The sequence below is a fragment of the Massilia rubra genome (genome assembly GCF_011682065.1).
In the GTDB taxonomy this organism is placed as follows: Bacteria; Pseudomonadota; Gammaproteobacteria; order Burkholderiales; family Burkholderiaceae_D; genus Telluria_A; species Telluria_A rubra.
In genome coordinates this window covers 295947-316822 of record NZ_VUYU01000008.1, presented here as the reverse complement: position 1 = coordinate 316822, position 20876 = coordinate 295947, and the positions used below count along the sequence as shown (strand labels likewise).

The window sequence follows — 20876 nt, the reverse complement described above, 5'->3', positions numbered from 1 at the left end:
AGGGAAAAAGCGATGACGACCGAACTGATGATCCTGGGCTGGACCCTGGTGCTGGCGCTGGTGCAGATCATGGCGACCGGGGCCTTCCGCAACAAGGAGACCGGGATGGAATACAACATGAGTGCGCGCGACAAGCCGGCGCCGCCGCCGGGCGTGGTCACGGCGCGCCTGCAGCGGGCGCAGGCCAATCTGTTCGAGACGCTGCCGCTGTTCGCGGCCGCCGTGCTGATCGCGCATGTGGGCGGGCGCGAGGGCGACCTGACCTTGTGGGGCGCGTGGATGTACCTGATCGCGCGCGTGGTGTACGTGCCGCTGTACGCGGCGGGTATTCCGGTGGTGCGTTCGATGGTGTGGTCGGTGTCGCTGGTGGGACTCGGGATGGTGCTGGCGGCGATTTTAATGCCGTAGGAACCGGCGCGGTCTGATACCGCCACACTACGCGCCGTCGCCCCCGCGCAGGCGGGGGCCCAAGTCTATTCCGCAGCCGGTGACTAAACCACAAACTTGGGCCCCCGCCTGCGCGGGGGCGACGGTTAGGACGCTATCGCTACGCGATTGCGTAGCCGATGCGCCGCTCACCTTTGTCACCCCAAGTCCATCGTGTACTCAAGTTCATAGTAATGCTTGCTGTCGACGATATCGAGCTTGAACTTGCCCTGGATGCCGGTCAGTCCTTCCGTTCCCGACCCCGGCACGATGCTGATCGACAGGTGGCTGGCGCCCTGGTGCATGGTGCCCGCGTGCTGCAAGGCGAAGCTGCCGCTCATGCCGTCCAGGGTGCCGGTCACGTGTTCGATGGCCACGTAGCCCGCCGACCCGCCTGCCGGATTGCCGGCCGAGAGCATCTCGCCCTGGCCGATGCCGATCAAGTCGCCGCTGTAGTATTTATCGATCAGCATACGCCCGAGCGAGACGCGCCCTGCGCCCTCCCCCGATGGCGGCGCCTGCATGGTGATCTCGAAAGTGCCTTTGGCGGTGATAAACATGGTGGTCTGCCCCGGTCGATTGCGATGCCTATATCATAACCCGAGACGAAAAAATGGCCCGCTTGAGAGCGGGCCATTCATCTTGCGCCAACCGGTGTTACGCGACCCGGTCTACGCGACGCGGTCTTACGCGACCCGGTCTACGCGACGCGATGGATCTGGATCACGCCGTCCGGCGAGGCCGGCTTGCCGAAGGCCGCCAGCAGCGCGGCTTCCTTCTCCTTGGCCGCCTTCAGGTGACGTTCCTTCACATGCCCATACCCGCGAATATCTTCAGGGATGCTGGCAATGGCCACCGCTTGCGACAGGGTCTCGGCGGTGAGCTTCGGCAGCAGCGAACCGACCGTAGTACGGTACTCGCCGATCAGCGCGCGTTCCATCTTGCGCTCGGCCGTGTAGCCGAAGATATCGAGCGCGCCGCCACGCAGGCCCTTCATCTTGGCCATCAGGCCGAACGCCTTCATCATCCACGGACCGAATTCCTGCTTGATCAGCTGGCCCTTGGAGTCGTGCTTGGCGAACAGCGGCGGCGCCAGGTGGAACTTGAGCTTGATGTCGCCCTCGAACATGCCCGCGATCTTCTCCTGGAAGGCGCCGTTGGTGTACAGGCGCGCGACTTCATACTCGTCCTTGTACGCCATCAGCTTGTAGAAGTAGCGCGCGACCGCTTCGGTCAGGCGCGTGCCCTTGCCCAGCTTCGCTTCCTCGGCGCGCACCTGGTCCACGAACGCCTTGTACTGGTTGGCGTAGGCGACGTCCTGGTAAGCGGTCAGCAGATCGATGCGCTTGTTGATGATCTCGTCCAGGGTTTGCGTGCGCTTGAATTCAATCACCTTGGCCGGCGTGGTCATCTTCACCAGCGACTGCAAATCGTGCGCCGCCGTGCGGCCCCACGTAAAGGCGCTCTTGTTAAAGCCCACCGATACGTTGTTCAGTTCAATCGCCTTCAGGATCGACGCTTCGGTCAGGGGCACCTGGCCTTTTTGCCACGCGTAGCCGAGCATGAACATATTGGTGGCGATCGAGTCGCCCATCAGCGCGGTGGCGATCTGGCCGGCGTCGACAAAGTCGACGCGCTCGGCGCCGCAGGCCTTGACGATTTCGGCCTGCGAGGACGCGCCCGGGAACTGCCAGTCAGGATTCTTCACAAAAGCCGCCGTGGACGAACCGGTCGAATTGATCGCAGCGTAGGTGCGGCCTTCGCCCATGCGCGAGAGGGCGTCGCGGCTGGCCGTGACGATCAGGTCGCAGCCGATCACCAGGTCGGCGCTGCCGGTGCCCACGCGGGTCGAATGCAGGTCGGCCTGCTTGTCGGCCAGGCGCACGTGCGACATCACCGGGCCGCCCTTCTGGGCCAGTCCGCTCATGTCGAGCACAATGGCGCCCTTGCCTTCGACGTGGGCCGCCATCGCCAGGATCTGGCCGACGGTGACCACGCCGGTGCCGCCGATGCCGGTGATCAGGATGCCGTACGGCGCGGCCGTGCTCTTGAGCACAGGCGTCGGCAGCTGCGGCGGGGCCGCGTCGCCGGTGGCGGCTTTCTTCGGCTTCTTGAGCGATCCGCCTTCGACCGTGACAAAACTCGGGCAGAAACCCGTCACGCACGAGAAGTCCTTGTTGCACGACGACTGGTTGATCTGGCGCTTGCGCCCCAGTTCCGTTTCCAGCGGTTCGACCGACAGGCAGTTCGACTGCACCGAGCAGTCGCCGCAGCCTTCGCACACCGCCTCGTTGATGACGGCGCGCTTGGCTGGATCCGGATACTCGTTGCGTTTCCGGCGACGCCGTTTTTCGGACGCACAGGTCTGGTCGTAGATCATGGCCGACACGCCTGGTTTTTCGCGCAGTTCGCGCTGCACGTCCATCAATTCGCTGCGGTGGCGCACGGTCACGCCTTCGGCCCACTTGTAGTCGGACGGGTATTTTTCGGGTTCGTCGGTGACGACGATGATCGGACCGACGCCTTCGGCCGCGATCTGGCGGCTGATCATGCCCGGATCGAGCGGGCCGTCGAATTCCTGGCCGCCGGTCATGGCAACGGCGTCGTTGAACAGGATCTTGTAGGTGATGTTGACCTTGGCCGACACCGCCGCGCGGATCGCCAGGATCCCCGAGTGGAAGTAGGTGCCGTCACCGAGGTTGGTGAAGACGTGCTTCTCGTTGGTGAACGGCGCCTGGCCGACCCAGGTCACGCCTTCGGCGCCCATGTGGGTGAAGGTCGAGGTTTCGCGGTCCATCCACAGCACCATGTAGTGGCAGCCGATGCCGGCCAGCGCGCGCGAGCCTTCCGGCACCTTGGTCGACGAATTGTGCGGGCAGCCGGAGCAGAAGTACGGGGTGCGGTCGGTGTCGGGATTGGGCTTGGTGCTGACGTTTTTCAGGACCAGCTCTTTCGCTTCCAGGTAGGCGATGCGCTCTTTCACGCGCTGCTCGACCGGATGGCCGGCGCAGTAGTGCGAGATGCGGCTGGCGATCGCGCGCGCGATCTGGGCCGGGTTGAGCTCATAGGTGGCCGGCAGCAGCCAGTCGCCGTGGCCGGTGCCGCCCTTGTTCGACCATTCGCCGGTGTCGTCGAATTTGCCGACCACGCGCGGACGCTGGCCGTCCGGCAGGTTGTACAGTTCTTCCTTGAGCGCGTATTCCAGGATCTGGCGCTTTTCCTCGACCACCAGGATTTCGTCGAGGCCCTTGGCGAATTCGTGCACGCCTTCCGCTTCGAGCGGCCAGGTCATGCCGATTTTATACAGGCGGATGCCGATGTCGGCGGCGGCCTGCTCGTCGATGCCCAGGTCGGCCAGCGCCTGGCGCGTGTCCAGATACGATTTACCGGCGGTGATGATGCCGATCTTCGGTTTCGGGCTGTCCCAGATGATCTTATTGAGCTTGTTGACGCGCGCGTAAGCCAGGGCCGCGTACCATTTGAAGCTGTTCATCCGCACTTCCATATCGAGCACGGTGTCGGGCCAGCGGATATTCAGGCCGCCTTCCGGCAGCACGAAGTCGGTCGGCAGTTCGATCTGCACGCGGTCCGGGTCGAAGTCGACCACGGCGCCCGATTCGATGATGTCGGTGACGCACTTCATCGACACCCACAAGCCGGTGTAACGGCTCATGGCCCAGGCGTGCAGGCCGTAGTCGATGTATTCCTGCACAGAGGCCGGGTACAGCACCGGAATGCCGCAGGCGTTCAAAATATGGTCGGACTGGTGCGCGGTCGACGAGGACTTGGCCGCGTGGTCGTCGCCGGCCAGCACCAGCACGCCGCCATGGCGGGCAGAGCCGGCGTTGTTGGCGTGCTTGAAAACGTCGCCGCAGCGGTCCACGCCGGGGCCTTTGCCGTACCACATCGAGAACACGCCGTCGTACTTGGCGTCCTTGAACAGGTTCGTTTGCTGCGTGCCCCAGACAGCGGTGGCGGCCAGGTCTTCGTTCATCCCCGGATGGAACTTGACGTGGTGGGCGTCGAGGTGCTTCTTGGCCTTGACCGCGGTCATGTCGACCGAGGTGACCGGCGAGCCGCGATAGCCGGTGATGTAGCCGGCGGTGTTCAGCCCGGCCTTGAGGTCGCGTTCGCGCTGCATCATCGGCAGGCGGATCAGCGCCTGGGTGCCGGTCATGAAGGCGCGGCCGCGCTCGAGCGTCCATTTGTCGTCGAGCGAAATCTCGTGCGACGGCTCGGCATCGAGGTGAGCCCGGTCTAGTGGTGCGTTCATTGTCTTTGTCTCCGTATGTTCTTGTGCATTGCTGCGCGCACCGTCTTGGCGGTGCGCTTGTACCCTGCTTACGCCACGGTCGTATCTTGCAGCACGCCGCGCTTGATCTGGTCGAGTTCAATCGACTCGAACAGTGCGCGGAAATTGCCTTCGCCGAAACCCTGGTCGCCCTTGCGCTGGATGATTTCGAAGAAGATCGGGCCGATCACGGTCTGCGTGAAAATCTGCAGCAGCAGTTCGCGTTCGGTCTCGCTGCTGTGGCCATCGACCAGGATGCGCAGGCGGCGCAGTTCGTCGAGGTTCTCGCCATGGCCCGGCAGGCGGCGGTTGATCAGCTCATAGTAGGTTTCGATCGTATCCTGGAACACGATGCCGGTGTCGCGCATGCCCTGGATCGAGTGATAGATATCGTCGGTGCCCAGTGCAATGTGCTGGATGCCTTCGCCGTGGTAGGCGTCGAGGTATTCGGCGATCTGCGACTTGTCGTCCGACGATTCGTTGATCGGAATGCGGATTTTGCCGCACGGGGACGTCATCGCCTTCGATTTGAGGCCGGTCAGCTTGCCTTCGATGTCGAAGTAGCGCACTTCGCGGAAGTTAAACAGGTTCTCGTAGAACTCGGCCCATTCCTTCATGCGGCCGCGGTGCACGTTGTGGGTCAGGTGATCGATGTAGGTCAGGCCGTTGCCGACCGGGTTGGCCACGGCGCCCGGAATGGCGACGAAGTCGACGTCATAGATGCTGATGTCGCCGATGGTGCCGGGCGCCGAACCGGCGTTGGCGCCCTTGCCGCGCCAGCGGTCGACGAAATACAGGAGCGAATCGCCCACGCCCTTGATGGCGGGGATGTTCAGTTCCATCGGGCCGGTCTTGTTGTCGAAACCCCAGGCGCCCAGTTCGAGCGCGCGGCGGTAAGCCATGGCGGCGTCGTCGACGCGGATCGCGATGGCGCAGACCGACGGGCCGTGGGTGCGCGCAAAACGTTGGGCGAACGAGTCTTTTTCGGCGTTGATGATGAAGTTAATCTCGCCCTGGCGATACAAGGTCACGTCCTTGTGGCGGTGGCGTGCGATGGCGGTGAAGCCCATCTGCTCGAACAGCGCGCCGAGCGCTTTCGGATCCGGCGCCGCGTACTCGACAAATTCGAATCCATCGGTCCCCATCGGGTTTTCCCAAGGCGTAAATTGCATGACAGTCTCCTATTTTAATAGGGCACAGTATAGTCCCGCGACACAGGCATTAAATTTCAAACACTGCCCCACGGCCGGCAATTTGGGCAATAATATTGCGTTGAAATGCGGCTTTCGGAGAAAATATGCCAAAAATTGTGCTCGATAAAACAGATCGGAAGATTCTGGCGATCTTGCAGGCGGACGGACGCCTGTCGAACCAGGATGTGGCCGACCGGGTCAGCCTGTCGCCCTCTCCCTGCCTGCGCCGCATCAAGCGGCTCGAAGAGGCGGGCGTGATCCGCCAGTATGTGGCGCTGCTCGATCCGGCCCAGATCGGGCTCGGTTTGCTGGCGTATGTGAACGTGCGCCTGGAAAAGCACAGCGAGGCGTCCAGCAACGCGGCCGGGGCGCGCCGCGCCACCAGCTCGCCGCACGCCGATTTTGCGCTGTCGGTCGAGCACTGGCCGGAAGTGGTGGCCTGCTATGCGATGACGGGGGAGATGGATTACCTGCTGCGCGTGCACGTGGAAGACATGGACCACTTTTCGCGCTTCATGATGCAGACCTTGCTCAGCCACCCGGCGGTGGCCGACGTCAAGTCGAGCTTTGCGCTGCAGCGGATCAAGGATACGACCGCGCTGCCGCTGGTGTAAAGCCGCCTACTTTTTAGGCACGAAGAACTTGACGGCGGCGCGGGTGTTTGCCTTGAGCGTGTAGTCGATGGTGGCGAACTGCTCGTCGATGGCTTCGCGCAGCATGCTGGCCGGGTCGGGCGGCAACAGGCGCAGGTAGGCGTCGGCTTCACCGTAATCGCGCTGGATCTCCATGCCGGCCTTTTTGGCGATGTGCATCATGGTCTGGTTGGACGAGAGGCAGTGCATATACAAGGTGTCGACATCGAGGTTGCGGCAGCGGATGGCGGCGCGTTCGAACAGTTTGGAGCCGATCCCCAGGCCGCGCGCGGAGGCCGACACCGAGACCCCGAATTCGGCCACGATGTCCTTGGTGGTGCTGGAGAGGGCGTGGGTCGAGGCTTGCTTGGGCGCGAACGCCAGGTGGCCGACCGCGACCAGCTTGAACACCGGGTTGTAGACGCCGTACACGGTGTCGTGCGAAAAGTCGATCTTGCCGACGTAGGATTCGACCAGTTCGTCCGGCAGCCTGGTGCCGAAGCGCAGCAAGCGGTCACTATCGTCAAGCGCGAGGAAATGCTTGAGCACGCGGCGGCGGTCGCGTTCGTGGAGCTGCTTGACCAGCACCTTGCGCCGGGTTTTGCTGCTCTTGCGGTTGCCGAGCCAGCTGCTGAAGGGGTTTGTGAACATGAGCCGGACTCCGTGACGTCTATTGTGCAGTGCACCAATTTGCCCATTGTAGCGCATGCACGGGAGCCCCTGCTTGCACGCCGCCACTTTTGACGTCGCGAATGCATGCATGAGGCATGACTACAAGCGATTCTACGCGCAACGCGTTGGAACATGTCCAGGCTGACTAATTTGAGACAATTGCTCATGGAAAGGCTATCAAGTTGATATGATTCCACCTCTAACCAGACAGGCTTTCGCATCGCAATGGACAAATCGCAACGCACGCTGCTCGATACTATCCGCGCCAACCTTTCTGAGCGACATCAACTGGCGGGCATCGACGCCGATAGCCTGAAAAACTACATTCTCGGCGAAATGCAGACCGACATCGCGAGCGATGAAGACAACTGGATGTCACTGGACGGCATGATTGGCTGCATTAAGGATGAGCATGTCAAAGCGTATATTCTGAACAATTTGCTGATAATGCCGGGGCACTATCATCATCAGGAGATCACCAGGAAGATCCAGCATCTCGGCCATCCATCAAGCATTCCTTGCATACGAACCATGCTTGAAAATGGCTTCGACACACTCCAATATACGTGTTCGGAGGATGAAGTCATCGCCAAATGGTTCAGCCACGCGCTGGCCGACATTGGCACGCCCGCATCGATCGCCCTGATCCGCGAATTTGCCTCGTCGCCCAATGAAGGCATCGCCGCCGAAATGCGCTATCGCCTGGAGCAGCTGGGCATTTCCTGAAGCGTGATGGAGGTCCGCGCCGGCCGTTCACACCGCGCTGGTGAAGTCGACCGGCGCCAGCGGCGCCTCGCTCCACTGCGCCTGCGGGCTGAACGAAATGCCATTCTTGCCGCCTTGCTTCGCCAGGTACATGGCCTGGTCGGCGTCGGCCAGCAGCGCCGGCGCGCCGCGCATGAAGCCTTCCTTGCCCTTGGCGCTGGCCACGCCGATACTGGCCGAAATACGCACCGGGAAGCCGCCCGCCTCGGTGATCGAGCGGATCGCGTCGAGCGTCTGCTGGGCCACCCGCAGCGCGCCATCGCGCCCGCTGACCTCTTCCAGCAAGATCACGAATTCGTCCCCGCCCAGGCGCGCCAGCGCGTCTTCCTTGCGCAGCTTGTCCTGCACCCGCTTGGCCACTTCGCACAGCACCAGGTCGCCGGTGGCGTGCCCGTAGGTGTCGTTGACCGCCTTGAAGCCATCGAGGTCGATGAACATGGCCACTACCACGTCGCCGCGTCGCCCGGCCCGCACCAGCGCGTGCGCCAGCAGGCGGGTCAGCTCGCCGTAGTTGATCAAGCCGGTCAGGCTGTCGTGCTGCGCCAGTTGCTTCAAGCGCTCCGACTGCGCTTCCAGCTCGGCGGTGCGCTCGGCCACGCGATGTTCGAGCGTCTCGTTGGCCGCCTGCAAACTGCGATTGACCTCGCCGATGATGCTGTAGCTGCGCAGCAGGCGCCGCGCCACGTACATCAGCAGCAGCAACAGCAAGCCGGAATAGGCGAACAAATAGGTCCGGTAGCGCTGTTTTTCGATCAGCACTTGGTCGAACGAGGTGTCGAACAGGCCGCCCAGCTTTTCCATCGCCTCGGCCGTGCGGCTGTTCGCGATATGCATTTCGAGTTCGTTTTCCAGCTGGCGGTAACGCAGGATGGCGTGCGCGTGGCGTCCCAGTTCGTCGATGGTGTCGCTCACGCTGTCCGAAAAGTCGCCGCGCAAGGGCTGCATCGAGGCGATCGTGCGTTCGATCTGCGCCGCCAGCGCCGGCGACGGCGCCAGGTTGTAGCGCAGGATGTCGCTCAGCAGGCTGTTCAAGGCGGTATCGAGCGCCAGCACCACGCGGCCGGGCACGATCGCCCCTTCGATGCCATTCAATTCGGTCTTCAGGTCGGTGATCGCGGGCGGGAAAAAGATCAGCGAATTGCGCAGGATCGCGTTCTGGGTCTTGAACTGCTCGACCAGTTCTTCCTTCTTCACCAGCGCGCGCTTGACTTCTTCGAGCGCGTCGCCGGCCCTCGGGTTGCCGGTCATCGGCAAGGCGGCGGCCAGGCGCAGCTGCAGTTCACGCATGCGCGGCAGCGGAGTCGAGAGCGGATCGTAGTTGCTGTTCAAGCCAATGTGCGAGCGCAGGATGTTGACGTTCCACTCCGAGTCGAGCTTTTCCAGCTCGCGCAGGTTGAGCATGACCCGGTTCTGCGCTTCGAGGTCGACGGCCTGGGTGCGGTTGAACAGCACGCCCAGCACCACCATCAGCGCGATCAGCAGCAGCAGCGAGGCGACGCGGCGCCAGGAACTGAGCACCCCTCTCACGGCGACGCTCCCGGCGACGCGGCCGGCACCAGCTTCTCGCCGCTCAGGGTGTGCAAAAAGCGCACGATCAATTCCTTGTCCTGCTGCGAGGCGGTGCGCCCGAGCTGGTATTTGAACATCAGTTCCACCGCCTGGTCGAGGGTAGCGACCGAGCCGTCATGGAAGTACGGCGCCGTCAGCGCCACATTGCGCAGGCCCGGCACGCGGAACACGTGGCGGTCGATATTGCGGCCGGTCTCGTGGTAGCGGCCCAGGTCCGCGCCGCTCGTTTCCTGTCCCGGCATCTCGCGCATGGCGCCCAGTTTCTGGAACAGGTTGCCGCCCAGGTTGATGCCCTGGTGGCAGGCCGCGCAACCGAAGCTCTTGAAGCGCAGGTAGCCGCGTTCTTCCTCGGCCGTGATGGCGCCGGCCTCGCCGCGCAGGTAGCGGTCGAAGCGCGAGGGCGTCACCAGCGAGCGCAGATACTGGTCGAGCGCATCGCGCACGTAGGCCGGGCGCAGGGCGTCGCCGTAGACATCCTTGAACTGGGCCGCCAGCGCCTCGTCGCGGGTCAGGCGCGCGGCCACCACGTCCCAGTTGTCGGCAAATACCGCCGGCTTGCCGATGACGTGGTCGAGCAACTGCTCGACGCCGCTGTAGCGCCCGGTCCAGGTCTGGCGGAAGTTGAAACTGCTGTTATAGACGGTGGGCGTGTTAAAGCGCGCCGGTTTGCCGTTCGCGCCAGGGGAAATGGCCTTGCCGTCGGCGCCGCCGCGCCGCAACTGGTGGCAGCTGGCGCAGCTGTAGGTGCTCTCGCGCGAAAAACGCGGGTCCTGGAACAAGCGCTCGCCCAGGGCGATGCGCGCAGGGTCGCCCACCGCCTTCACGGGCAGCGGCCGGATTGGCTCATTGACAAGCGCCTGGGCCGCGGCGACGCCTGCAACGCAGCAGGCGAGCGCGCCAAGAGTCCGACGCAGGGCCCGGCGCAAGGTGGACAGCATCCCGTTTCTCCGTGTCAATGCCAATATCGGCTCAAAGAATAGCAGGATTCGGCTCTTCCCTGTCGTCCGCCTGAGCAGGGTCGTCGCCCAGGCGCAGCGCCGCCTTGACGGCCGAAACGCGCGCGCTGTGCACGGCGTGGGCGATTTGCTGCTTGTTCTCGCCGCAGCGCAGCGCCACTTCGCCGGCGTTGACGCCACGCGCCGCGTCCAGGGCGCGCAGCAGGTACGGCCCTTGCGGATAGGGCCGGGTGCGGAAATCGTCACCCGCGCCGCCGCGCCCGCGCGAGTCGCTCTCGGCGGCCAGCAGCATCTGCCCGAAGCGGGCCGGTTTGCGGAACGCGTCGCAGCGCTCGAACAGGGTGACCAGGGTGTTGGCGCGCAGCTCTTGCGCGCGGCTGACGTTGCCGTGCTCGCGCGCGGTCATCACGGCCAGGTCGCGGCACTCGCCCGGCACCTTCAGGCGCGCGCAGACGGCGTCGATCAGCGCCAGGCCGAGCTGCTCGTGGCCGTGGTGGCGCGGCCAGTGCTCGCAGGGCGTGGCGCCCTTGCCCAGGTCGTGCATCAGGGCTGCGAAGCGCACCGGCAAGTCGAAACCGCGTTCGGCCGCGTAATCGATCACCAGCATCATGTGCGCGCCGGTGTCGATTTCGGGGTGGTGCAGCGGCGGTTGCGGCACGCCCCACAGGGCGTCCAGTTCCGGCATGATGCGCGCCAGGGCGCCGCACTCGCGCAGCACGGCGAGCATGCGCGACGGGGTTTGCTCCATCAGGGCGCGCGCCACTTCCTGCCACACCCGCTCGGCCACCAGGGCGTCGACTTCGCCGGCCGCCACCATGCTGCGCATCAGCGCCATGGTCTCGGGCGCCACCGTAAAGTCGGGAAACCGCGCCGCGAAGCGCGCCAGGCGCAGGATGCGCACCGGGTCTTCGGCAAAGGCGTCGGACACATGACGGAAAATTTTCGCTTCCAGGTCGCGCCGGCCGCCGAACGGGTCGGTGACGCTGCCGTCGTCGGCGCGCGCGATCGCATTGATGGTCAGGTCGCGCCGCACCAGGTCTTCTTCGAGCGTGACGTCGGGCGAGGTGTGGAACACGAAGCCGCGGTAGCCGGGCGCGGTCTTGCGCTCGGTGCGGGCGAGCGCGTATTCTTCCTGCGTGGCGGGATGCAGGAAGACCGGGAAGTCCTTGCCGACCGGGCGAAAGCCGGCGGCCAGCATGTCTTCGGGTGTGGCGCCGACCACGATCCAGTCGCGGTCCTGCACCGGCAGGCCCAGCAGGCCGTCGCGCACCGCGCCGCCAACGATGTATGTTTTCATGCTCAAGTCAATATTGCCTAAACCGCTATTATGGCTTGCCGCGGATTTCTTCGTCGTGATGGGCGGCCATTTCGGTTTCGGCCAGCGCTTCGCGCACCCAGCGCGCCACCGCCGGGTGGGCCTGGACCCGCTCGCAATAGGCTTGCAGGGCCGGCGCCAGCGCCACGCCGTAGATCTTAAAGCGCATCACCACCGGCGCGAAAAAGGCGTCGGCGATCGAAAAGTCGCCGAACAAGAACTGGTGGTGGCCAAAGCGCGACAGGCACTCTTCCCAGATCTCGCTGATGCGGCCGATGTCGCCCTGCGCGCCCGGGGTGCGTCCGCGCCCGGGAAGGCTCATGCGGATATTCATCGACATCGCGTTGCGCAGGTCGGCAAAGCCGCTGTGCATTTCGGCCGTGACCGAACGCGCCATGGCGCGCGCCGCCACGTCGCGCGGCCACAGATGCTTTTCCGGGAACTGCTCGGCCAGGTATTCGCAGATCGACAGGCTGTCCCAGATGGTCATCTCGCCGGCGATCAGCACCGGCACCCGGCCGGCGCCGGAATACTCGGCGATGCGCGCCGACGTATCTGGCTGGTCGAGCAGCACCCGCACTTCGTTGAACGGAATGCCGAACGCGGTGGCCGCCACCCACGGCCGCATCGACCAGGACGAATAATTCTTGTTGCCGATGATGAGCGTCAGGCCGGCCTTTTTGGCGTCGTCCAGCGTTTGCGACAGGGTCGGATCGAGTTCGGTGGTTTGCATTGTTACGCTTTCCGGTGAAAGGTGAGAAATCAGCGCCCGGCGCGGGCGCGGTAGTCGTCAAAGCGCTCGTGCGGCGCCAGGTAGTGCGGCGCCACCGCTTCGAGCGCGCGCAGTTGCAGGCCGAGGGCGGCGGCGGTGGTGGCCTGGATGGCCGGATCGACGACGTTATCGACCCGCATCGAGTCGAGGTTGTCGCGGCTGATCAGCGGCTCGCCCGGCAGCAGTGCGAACAGCGCCGCCTGCAGGCGCGCCAGCGGCTCGGGAATGCCGAACACCGGGCGCGGATGGCCGGCATAGCGGCCCGCCAGGCGCACCAGTTCGGCCAGCGAATAAATCTGCGGCCCGCCCAGCGAATACACCTGGTGGCGCGTTTTCAGGTCGCCCAGCGCGTGCACGAACGCGTCGGCCACGTCGCCCACGTAGATCGGCTGGAAATCGGTGGCGGCGCCGGCCAGCGGAATGAACGGCAGCCACTTCTGCATGCGCGCAAAGGTATTGAGAAAACTGTCGCCGGGACCGAACACCACCGATGGCCGGAAAATCGTGGCCGCCACCGAGGGCTCGGCGCGCGCGGCCACTTCACCGTCGGCCTTGGAGCGCTGGTACATGGACGGGCCGTCGGCGGCCGCGCCCAGGGCGCTCATGTGCAGGTAGCGCGTCACGCCCGTGGCGGCGCAGGCGGCCACGATGCGGCGCGGCAGCTCGACATGGGCGCGCTTGAAGTCGGGCCCGTAGGGCTGGCCGCGGCGCGAATGCAGCACGCCCACCAGGTTGATGGCGGCGTCGGCGCCGGCCAGCAGGCGGCGCACGGTGGCGTCGTCAGCGACGTTGGCGCCGACGACATCGACGCGCGGCAAAAAGATCAGGTGCCTGGCGCGTTCGGCGCGCCGGGTCGGCACGATGACCCGTGCGCCCTCCTGCGACAGGCGCGCCACCAGATGGCTGCCGATGAAGCCGGAGCCGCCAAACACCACTACAGTCATGTCTTTCATCGTGCACGCTCCGAAATGTGCCCGCAGGCGCATCAGGGCAAGTCGTTGCCCTGGGCGCTGCGCGGCGTGATTTTGCCAAGGCGCGCCTTGAGCGACTGCGGCTTGTTCTCGAACAGCGCGGCGTAGTTGGTCGCGTTGGACATCACATTCTTCACATAGATCCGGGTTTCCATATACGGGATCGACTCGGCGAAGATGGCCCCTTCCATCGGCTCGGCGAGCTTGCCGCGCCAGTTGCGCATGCGTCCCGGGCCGGCGTTGTAGGCGGCCGTGGCCAGGGTCTGCGAACCGTCGGCGTTTTCGAGCACCATGCTCATGTAGTTCGCGCCGAGCAGGATGTTGGTGCGCACGTCGGTCAGCTTGTTCTTGACGTAGTCACCCAGGCCGATCTTGCGCGCCACGTAGGCGCCGGTGGCGGGCATGACCTGCATCAGGCCGGACGCGCCGACGTTCGACTGCGCATCCATGATGAAGCGCGATTCCTGGCGGATCAGGCCATATACCCAGGCCCGGTCCAGGCCCAGTTGCTGCGCGGTCGGATGCAGGATGTCGTTGTGCGGCGCCGGGAAGCGCTGGGTGTAGTCAAACTGGGTGCGGGTGCGGTCCGAGGTATTGACCATGCGGTCGAGGATCTGGTTCTGGCGTGCGAATTCGGCCGCGGCGAGCAGTTCGCGTTCGCTGAACTTGCGCAGTTCCCAGTTCCACTCGCGCGTGCCTTCGGGGCGCAGGCGCAGGCTGAAGAACTTGAGCGCGCGGCGCAGGCCGGGGTTGCTGGCCATGGGCGCCATTTCCTCGGGCGTGAGGGCCGGCCCCGGCGGCGGGATCGAAATGAGCTGGCCCAGTTCTTCCAGCGCCAGCTGGCCATAGAAGCTGTTCTGGTCGGCGATGCGCTGGTACAGGGCCACGGCCGCTTCGTGCGCGCCGTGTTCGGCCTGCAGCGCCCGGCCCAGCCAGTAGGTCCATCCGGGTTGGGCGCGCAGCGGGGCCGGCATCGCTTCGATGGTGGCCTTGACGGTTTTCCAGTCGCCGCGGCGCAGGGCGATGCGGGTTTTCCACTGAATCTGTTCGGCCGTGAGCGGTGCGCCGGCGCTCTTGCGCCAGTAATCGTAGGCTTCGGGGGCGAGCGTGAGCGAGGCGGCGTGCGCGATGCCGGCCCAGCCGATGGCTTGTTCCTGGGCCGACAGGCGCGGCGCGTTCTTGTTCAGGGCGACCACGGCCAGGTTCTGGCTGGTGCGCGCCATGCGGGCCACCGCCACCAGATAGACTTCGTGGTCGGCGCGGGTCTCGCCGATGCCGCGCGCCATGGCCAGCGCCGGCAGGTCGACCGCCTGCGAGGCGTGCAGTTCGGATACGCCAAGCAGCGCGGCGATGCGTTTCGCCGGGCCGGTGGCCTTGGTTTCGCCGGCCAGGCGCAGCTGGGCCAGCAGGTCGTTGGCGTCGAACTGGCCCGATTGGGCCAGGGTGGAAATCAGGGAGCCGCAGGCGTCGCCATAGCCGGGCGGATTGGCCAGCAGCGCACGGGCGTCGTCGGCCACTTTTTCGCCGCGCGCCACGCGCGCCATGAGGACGTAACACTTGACCTGGGTGTCGTCGTTGAGCACGAACAGGGGATACTGCTGGTCGAAATTGGCCCAGTCGCGCGCGCGGCCCAGTTCCAGCAGCCAGTCGTTGCGCAGGCGGTCGGCGATGGCCAGGCCCTGGTAGCGCCTGAGGAAATCGCGGAATTCGTCGCTTGAGGCCACCCGCATCCGGGTTTTGAGCCGATAATAATCGACATACGACGGCACTGCATAGTTCTGCAGGCGCGAGGCGTAGGCATTGGCCTTGGCGGCATCGTCCTGGCGCGCGGCTTCGCGCAGCAGCAGGAAGGTATCGTCGTCGGCACGCGGGTCGTACGGGGGCGCGGGCGCTTGGGCGTACGCTGGAATCAGGCAGGCTCCGGCGGCAATCGCGAAGGCAAACAATTTCGGCAGGAACATCTGAATGCAACTCTCCATTGATACTTCATTTAACACATGACCGGCGAACCTAGAATACCATGCGGGCATGCCGCGCAGCCAGCATCGGCGCACGCAAATGATGCAAATGCACATAGTGCCGACAAGGCAAGTTTGCGCGCCACCTTAAAAGCGGCCCGGCGCGCGCTCGATCCCCTGGAAAAGGCGCGGCGCGACGCGCTGATCGGGGCACGCGTGCTGGCGTGGTGGGGTGCGCACAGCGCGCGCGAAGCGGACCCGGTGCTGGGGGTGTACTGGCCGCTGCGGGGCGAGCCCGATTTGCAGCCGCTGTATCTTGAGCTGGCAAGGGCGGGCGTGCCGCTGGCGCTGCCGCTGGTGGTGGCGCCCGATTGCGCGCTGGCGTTCGTGGAGTGGGTGCCCGGGGAGGCGATGGTAAGCGACCGGATGGGGGTGGCGGTGCCGGCTGAGCAAAGGATGGTGGACCGGCCGGGGGTGCTGCTGGTGCCTTGCCTGGGGTTTACGACGGAGCGCTACCGGCTGGGGTATGGCGGGGGGTATTACGACCGCACGCTGGAAGAGGCGCCGAGGCCGCTTACTGTGGGCATTGCGTACGCGGGCGACCTGGTGGCGTTTGCCGCGAGTCCGCATGATGTGGCGCTCGATTGGGTGCTAACGGAGGGGTGATGCTAGTGGCGCCGAGCTTTACGCCACAGATAACGCTACCATTCAGACCGTCGTTCCCGCGAAGGCGGGAACCCAAGTTCGTTGCGTCGCCAACGACTTCAGCATGAACTTGGGTCACTTCACTTCGCGGGGACGACGTTTTATGGTAGCGGTAAAACAAGCGAGCCGCTGTCGGCACCCATCAAGCAGCCTTCAAGCGCTCCCACAACGCGGTCGTCGCCACCGCCTGGTTCATGCTGTAAAAATGCAGCCCCGGCGCGCCGCCGGCGAGCAATCTCTCGCACAGCTGCGTCACCACGTCGAGCCCGAACGCCTTGATCGATGCCGTGTCATCCCCGAAACTGGCCAGCTTCAAGCGCACCCAGCGCGGAATTTCCGCTCCGCACATATCCGAAAACCGCATCAACTGCGTGTAATTGGTAATCGGCATGATCCCCGCCACGACGGGAATATCGATCCCCAGCTTGCGGGTCTGGTCCATGAACGCAAAGTACGCGTCGGCATTGTAGAAATACTGGGTGATGGCCGCGTTCGCGCCGGCCTGCACCTTGCGCGCGAAGTTCTGCAAGTCATCCTGCGGCGACCTGGCCTGGGGATGCACTTCCGGATAGGCCGCCACTTCGATGTGAAACCAGTCGCCCGTCTCGGCGCGGATGAACTCGATCAGATCGCTGGCATAGCGCAACTCGCCCGCGCCGCCGTAGCCGCTTGGCAAGTCGCCGCGCAAGGCCACCACGCGTTTGATCCCATGCGACTGGAACTGTTTCAGGATCGTGCGGATCGATTCGCGCGTGGCGCCCACGCACGACAAGTGGGGAGCGGCGTCGTGGCCCTCGCCGAGGATCTCGACGACCGTGTCGAGCGTGCCTTGCTGCGTGCTGCCGCCGGCGCCGAAGGTGACCGAGAAATATTTAGGTTGCAGCAGCGCCAGTTTGGCGCGCGCCACGCGCAGCTTGTCCGCCCCGTCGGGAGTCTTGGGCGGATAGAATTCAATGCTGAAGTCAGGAGTTGCCATCTTTTTTGAGGAGTAAGGTAGACAGCGCCCACGAGATGATGCTGTACAGGATGGCGGCGATAAAGGCCGACCAGAAACCTGACACTTGGAATCCGTCGATCAAGTTGGCGACTGCCCAAAACAGCAGCGCGTTGATCACCAGGATAAACAACCCCATGGATAGCAGGGTTACGGGCAGGGTCAGCAGTACCAGCACCGGACGAATCAGGGTATTGACCAGCCCGAGCACCAGCGCGGCAATCAAGGCCGACACCAGGTTCGTGACTTGAACCGAACTCATCAGGAATGGCAGCGCGCATAGCGCCACTGCGTTAATCAACCACGTCAAAAGTAAGCGCATAAGGGAAGCGGGAGTCCGGTTGATATGAAAAAGATATTGTGTAGGACAAAAAAACGGCGCGCTCTTTGCCGGGACCTCGACAAACCTACTGCGCGGCGCAATTTCATCCTGCGATGCTCACCGTACATGGGTACGGCTGCGCTTCTCGGACAAAACTTGCACCGCTCGCTACGGTTTTTCGAGGCCCCTCCAGATGCGCGCCGTTGCTACCGATTAATAACGGTAGTGGTCAGGCTTGTAAGGGCCTTCTTTGCTGACGGTGATGTACGCGGCTTGCTCGTCGGTCAGCACGGTCAGTTGCGCGTTGAGCTTTTTGAGCTGCAGGCGCGCGACTTTCTCGTCCAGGTGCTTCGGCAGCACGTACACGCCGACCGGGTACTTGTCGGTATTGGCGAACAGCTCGATCTGGGCGATGGTCTGGTTCGCGAACGAGGAGCTCATCACATACGACGGGTGACCGGTACCGCAACCGAGGTTGACCAGGCGGCCTTCGGCCAGCAGGATGATGCGCTTGCCGCTCGGGAAGATCACGTGATCGACCTGGGGCTTGATGTTATCCCACTGATATTTCTTCAGCGAAGCGACATCGATCTCGTTGTCGAAGTGACCGATGTTGCAGACGATGGCCTGGTCTTTCATGGCCAGCATGTGCTGTTCGGTCAGGATGTGATAGTTGCCGGTGCAGGTAACGAAGATGTCGCCGTGTTCGGCGGCGTAATCCATGGTCACGACGCGGTAGCCTTCCATCGCCGCCTGCAGGGCGCAGATCGGATCGATTTCGGTGACCCACACTTGCGCCGACAGCGCGCGCATGGCCTGGGCCGAGCCCTTGCCGACGTCGCCGTAGCCGGCGATGACGGCGACTTTGCCGGCGATCATCACATCGGTGGCGCGCTTGATGCCGTCGACCAGCGACTCGCGGCAACCGTACAGATTGTCGAATTTCGACTTGGTGACCGAATCGTTGACGTTAATTGCCGGGAAGGCCAGCTTGCCTTCCTTGTGCATCTGGTACAGGCGGTGCACGCCGGTGGTGGTTTCCTCGGTCACGCCCAGGATTTGCGGCAGGCGCTTGGAGTACCAGGTGGCATCTTTCGCCAGGTGGGTCTTGATCGAGTTGAACAGGCAGATTTCCTCTTCCGAACCTGGCTTGGCCAGCACCGACGGATCGGTTTCGGCGCGCGTGCCCAGGTGCAGCAGCAGGGTGGCGTCGCCGCCATCGTCGAGGATCATGTTCGAATACACCGGCTGGCCGGCTTCGCTTGGCCATTCGAAGATGCGGTGGGTGTAATCCCAGTATTCGTCGAGGGTTTCGCCCTTGACGGCGAACACAGGGGTGCCGGCGGCGGCGATGGCGGCGGCGGCGTGGTCCTGGGTCGAATAGATATTGCACGATGCCCAACGGACCTTGGCGCCGAGGGCTTCCAGGGTCTGGATCAGCACGGCGGTTTGGATCGTCATATGCAGCGAACCGGTGATGCGCGCGCCTTTGAGTGGCTGGGCCGCGGCGAATTCCTCGCGGATAGCCATCAGGCCGGGCATTTCGGTTTCAGCGATCTTGATTTCCTTGTCGCCCCAGGCGGCCAGGGAAATGTCGGCGATATGGAAGTCTTGCGAAGATTTGAGTACGGCGTTCATCACGCCCTCCTTTCAGTTAGAAAAAAGTAACGTGAGCGCAGTTGCGGTGGAATTTCCGAGCCTGGCGAAATAGCAATTTCGTCGCAACGCTCCTCGGAACTAAGAAGTGTAGCCGCTAACGTCAAGTTGCGCCAGCCAAATTTCTCGGGTGCGGCAAAAGCGCCTACGCCTGGGTGCAGAGCGCCTACAACCGGGGTCAGAGCTTTAACTCGAAACATTTCTAATTAAAGCTCTGACCCCGGTGCAGGATTTCGGGTAAATCGAAACAGCGGACGCCATTTCGTCAGATTCTTGCGCTTTCAGCAGGAACAGCCCCGAAACAAACACCGGGGTCAGAGCTTTAACTAGAAATGTTTCGAGTTAAAGCTCTGACCCCGGTTTGGAGGCACGGACCCCGGTTTAGAGGCAAACCGCGCTTGTTGGCGGTTTGCGACCGTGTTGCTTAGGACAGGCCGGCTTCGGCGCGCAGCAAGGCGACTTTGTCGGTGCGCTCCCACGTGAATTCCGGCTCTTCGCGGCCGAAGTGGCCGTAGGCCGCTGTCTTCTGGTAAATCGGACGCAGCAGGTCGAGCATCTGGACGATGCCTTTCGGACGCAAATCGAAGTGTTCCATCACCAGGGCGGCGATTTTTTCGTCGGAAATCACGCCCGTGCCTTCGGTGTACACAGTAATATTGATCGGCTTGGCCACGCCGATCGCGTAGCTGACCTGCACCTGGCACTGGCGCGCCAGCCCGGCCGCCACCACGTTCTTGGCCACGTAACGGGCCGCGTAAGCCGCCGAACGGTCGACTTTGGATGGGTCCTTGCCCGAAAACGCGCCGCCACCGTGCGGCGCCGCGCCACCGTAGGTGTCAACGATGATCTTGCGACCGGTCAGGCCGCAATCGCCTTGTGGACCGCCAATGACGAAGCGACCGGTCGGGTTGACCAGGTAGCGCGTGTTGTGCAGCCATTCGGCCGGCAACACTTTCTTGATGATTTCTTCAATCACCGCTTCTTCGATCTGCGCGTGCGTCACTTCCGGCGCGTGCTGGGTCGACAGCACCACGGTGTCGACGCCAACCGGACGCCCGTCCACGTAGCGCAGGGTCACTTGCGACTTGGCATCCGGACGCAGCCACGGCAGGCGGCCATCCTTGCGCAGCTGCGACTGGCGTTCGACCAGGCGGTGCGCGTAATGAATGGCGGCCGGCATCAGCTCGGCCGTTTCGTCACAGGCGTAGCCGAACATCAGGCCCTGGTCGCCGGCGCCCTGGTCCAGGTCGAGCCCGGCGCCTTCGTCGACGCCCTGGGCGATGTCGGGCGACTGCTTGTCGTAGCAGACCATCACGGCGCAGCCGCGGTAGTCGATGCCGTAGTCGGTGTTGTCGTAGCCGATGCGCTTGATGGTTTCGCGCGCGACCTGAATATAGTCGACGTTGGCGTGGGTGGTGATTTCACCGGCCAGCACTACCAAACCGGTGTTGCATAAGGTTTCGGCGGCAACGCGCGCTTTCGGGTCTTGCTCGAGAATGGCGTCGAGGATGGCGTCCGAAATCTGATCGGCAACTTTGTCGGGATGGCCTTCGGACACGGATTCGGACGTGAAGAGATAGTCGTTTGACATGCAATGCTCCTGTTACTGTGTGAGATGAAAGTCGCAGTAACCGGGTTGCCTGCGACGCTTTAGCGACATTTATATTCCGCTTCGCAAG

18 protein-coding genes and 1 riboswitch are annotated in these 20876 nt (G+C 63.9%); of the genes, 4 read left to right on the top strand and 14 right to left on the bottom strand.

What is annotated here, in order from left to right:
* Positions 1-12 precede the first annotated feature (12 nt).
* Positions 13-408, top strand: a complete 396-nt coding sequence (locus tag F0185_RS15375) for an MAPEG family protein (RefSeq protein ID WP_167225773.1) — start codon at positions 13-15, stop codon at positions 406-408.
* 176 nt (positions 409-584) lie between these two features.
* Here F0185_RS15375 and F0185_RS15370 read toward each other — a convergent pair whose 3' ends face one another.
* From F0185_RS15370 to hppD, 3 genes are all read right to left on the bottom strand, one after another.
* Entirely contained in the window at positions 585-986 is a 402-nt protein-coding gene (locus F0185_RS15370) for a DUF3224 domain-containing protein (protein ID WP_166891932.1), read from the bottom strand.
* A 140-nt stretch (positions 987-1126) separates the two neighbouring features.
* On the bottom strand, positions 1127-4699 hold the full coding sequence (locus F0185_RS15365) for an indolepyruvate ferredoxin oxidoreductase family protein (RefSeq protein ID WP_167225771.1): 3573 nt from the start codon (positions 4697-4699) through the stop codon (positions 1127-1129).
* 68 nt (positions 4700-4767) lie between these two features.
* Positions 4768-5889 (bottom strand): 4-hydroxyphenylpyruvate dioxygenase, encoded by a 1122-nt coding sequence (gene hppD, locus F0185_RS15360; protein WP_166891937.1) that lies wholly within the window; start codon positions 5887-5889, stop codon positions 4768-4770.
* Between the two features lie 125 nt (positions 5890-6014).
* Between hppD and F0185_RS15355 the strand changes: the two genes are divergently transcribed.
* Complete coding sequence (locus F0185_RS15355) at positions 6015-6524, top strand: Lrp/AsnC family transcriptional regulator (protein WP_099873715.1); 510 nt, start codon at positions 6015-6017, stop codon at positions 6522-6524.
* 6 nt (positions 6525-6530) lie between these two features.
* On the opposite strand, the gene F0185_RS15350 is transcribed toward F0185_RS15355, so the two are convergent.
* On the bottom strand, positions 6531-7193 hold the full coding sequence (locus tag F0185_RS15350) for a GNAT family N-acetyltransferase (RefSeq protein ID WP_167225769.1): 663 nt from the start codon (positions 7191-7193) through the stop codon (positions 6531-6533).
* A gap of 246 nt (positions 7194-7439) precedes the next feature.
* Here F0185_RS15350 and F0185_RS15345 point away from each other — a divergent pair, with 246 nt between their 5' ends.
* Positions 7440-7940, top strand: coding sequence for a hypothetical protein (locus tag F0185_RS15345; RefSeq protein ID WP_167225767.1), 501 nt, complete (start codon positions 7440-7442; stop codon positions 7938-7940).
* A 27-nt stretch (positions 7941-7967) separates the two neighbouring features.
* Here F0185_RS15345 and F0185_RS15340 read toward each other — a convergent pair whose 3' ends face one another.
* Genes F0185_RS15340 through F0185_RS15315 form a run of 6 tightly spaced genes read right to left on the bottom strand, consistent with a single transcriptional unit; the run spans position 7968 to position 15523 of the window.
* Positions 7968-9506, bottom strand: a complete 1539-nt coding sequence (locus F0185_RS15340) for a DAHL domain-containing protein (protein WP_370664019.1) — start codon at positions 9504-9506, stop codon at positions 7968-7970.
* The gene (locus tag F0185_RS15335) at positions 9503-10486 is read right to left on the bottom strand and encodes a cytochrome-c peroxidase (RefSeq protein WP_167225765.1); all 984 of its coding nucleotides are present in this window, start codon (positions 10484-10486) and stop codon (positions 9503-9505) included. The genes F0185_RS15340 and F0185_RS15335 overlap by 4 nt, the downstream gene beginning before the upstream one ends.
* A gap of 31 nt (positions 10487-10517) precedes the next feature.
* The gene (locus tag F0185_RS15330) at positions 10518-11801 is read right to left on the bottom strand and encodes a multifunctional CCA addition/repair protein (protein WP_167225764.1); all 1284 of its coding nucleotides are present in this window, start codon (positions 11799-11801) and stop codon (positions 10518-10520) included.
* 28 nt (positions 11802-11829) lie between these two features.
* Complete coding sequence (locus F0185_RS15325) at positions 11830-12552, bottom strand: glutathione S-transferase family protein (RefSeq protein WP_167225762.1); 723 nt, start codon at positions 12550-12552, stop codon at positions 11830-11832.
* A gap of 29 nt (positions 12553-12581) precedes the next feature.
* Positions 12582-13544, bottom strand: coding sequence for a complex I NDUFA9 subunit family protein (locus F0185_RS15320; protein WP_167225760.1), 963 nt, complete (start codon positions 13542-13544; stop codon positions 12582-12584).
* A gap of 32 nt (positions 13545-13576) precedes the next feature.
* Positions 13577-15523 carry a lytic transglycosylase domain-containing protein gene (locus F0185_RS15315; RefSeq protein ID WP_167225758.1) on the bottom strand — a complete coding sequence of 649 codons (1947 nt, stop codon included), beginning with the start codon at positions 15521-15523 and terminating at the stop codon, positions 13577-13579.
* A 36-nt stretch (positions 15524-15559) separates the two neighbouring features.
* Here F0185_RS15315 and F0185_RS15310 point away from each other — a divergent pair, with 36 nt between their 5' ends.
* Positions 15560-16186 carry a 5-formyltetrahydrofolate cyclo-ligase gene (locus F0185_RS15310; protein ID WP_167225756.1) on the top strand — a complete coding sequence of 209 codons (627 nt, stop codon included), beginning with the start codon at positions 15560-15562 and terminating at the stop codon, positions 16184-16186.
* A 181-nt stretch (positions 16187-16367) separates the two neighbouring features.
* Here F0185_RS15310 and metF read toward each other — a convergent pair whose 3' ends face one another.
* The 4 genes from metF to metK form a co-directional block, all read right to left on the bottom strand.
* Positions 16368-17201, bottom strand: a complete 834-nt coding sequence (metF, locus tag F0185_RS15305; RefSeq protein ID WP_167225754.1) for a methylenetetrahydrofolate reductase [NAD(P)H] — start codon at positions 17199-17201, stop codon at positions 16368-16370.
* On the bottom strand, positions 17188-17541 hold the full coding sequence (locus F0185_RS15300) for a phage holin family protein (RefSeq protein WP_166891962.1): 354 nt from the start codon (positions 17539-17541) through the stop codon (positions 17188-17190). The genes metF and F0185_RS15300 overlap by 14 nt, the downstream gene beginning before the upstream one ends.
* A 213-nt stretch (positions 17542-17754) precedes the next feature.
* Positions 17755-19179, bottom strand: coding sequence for an adenosylhomocysteinase (gene ahcY, locus F0185_RS15295; protein WP_167225752.1), 1425 nt, complete (start codon positions 19177-19179; stop codon positions 17755-17757).
* A 26-nt stretch (positions 19180-19205) separates the two neighbouring features.
* A riboswitch (S-adenosyl-L-homocysteine riboswitch) is annotated at positions 19206-19280 on the bottom strand.
* Positions 19281-19621: 341 nt separating this feature from the next.
* Entirely contained in the window at positions 19622-20788 is a 1167-nt protein-coding gene (gene metK, locus F0185_RS15290) for a methionine adenosyltransferase (RefSeq protein WP_166891968.1), read from the bottom strand.
* Positions 20789-20876 lie beyond the last annotated feature (88 nt).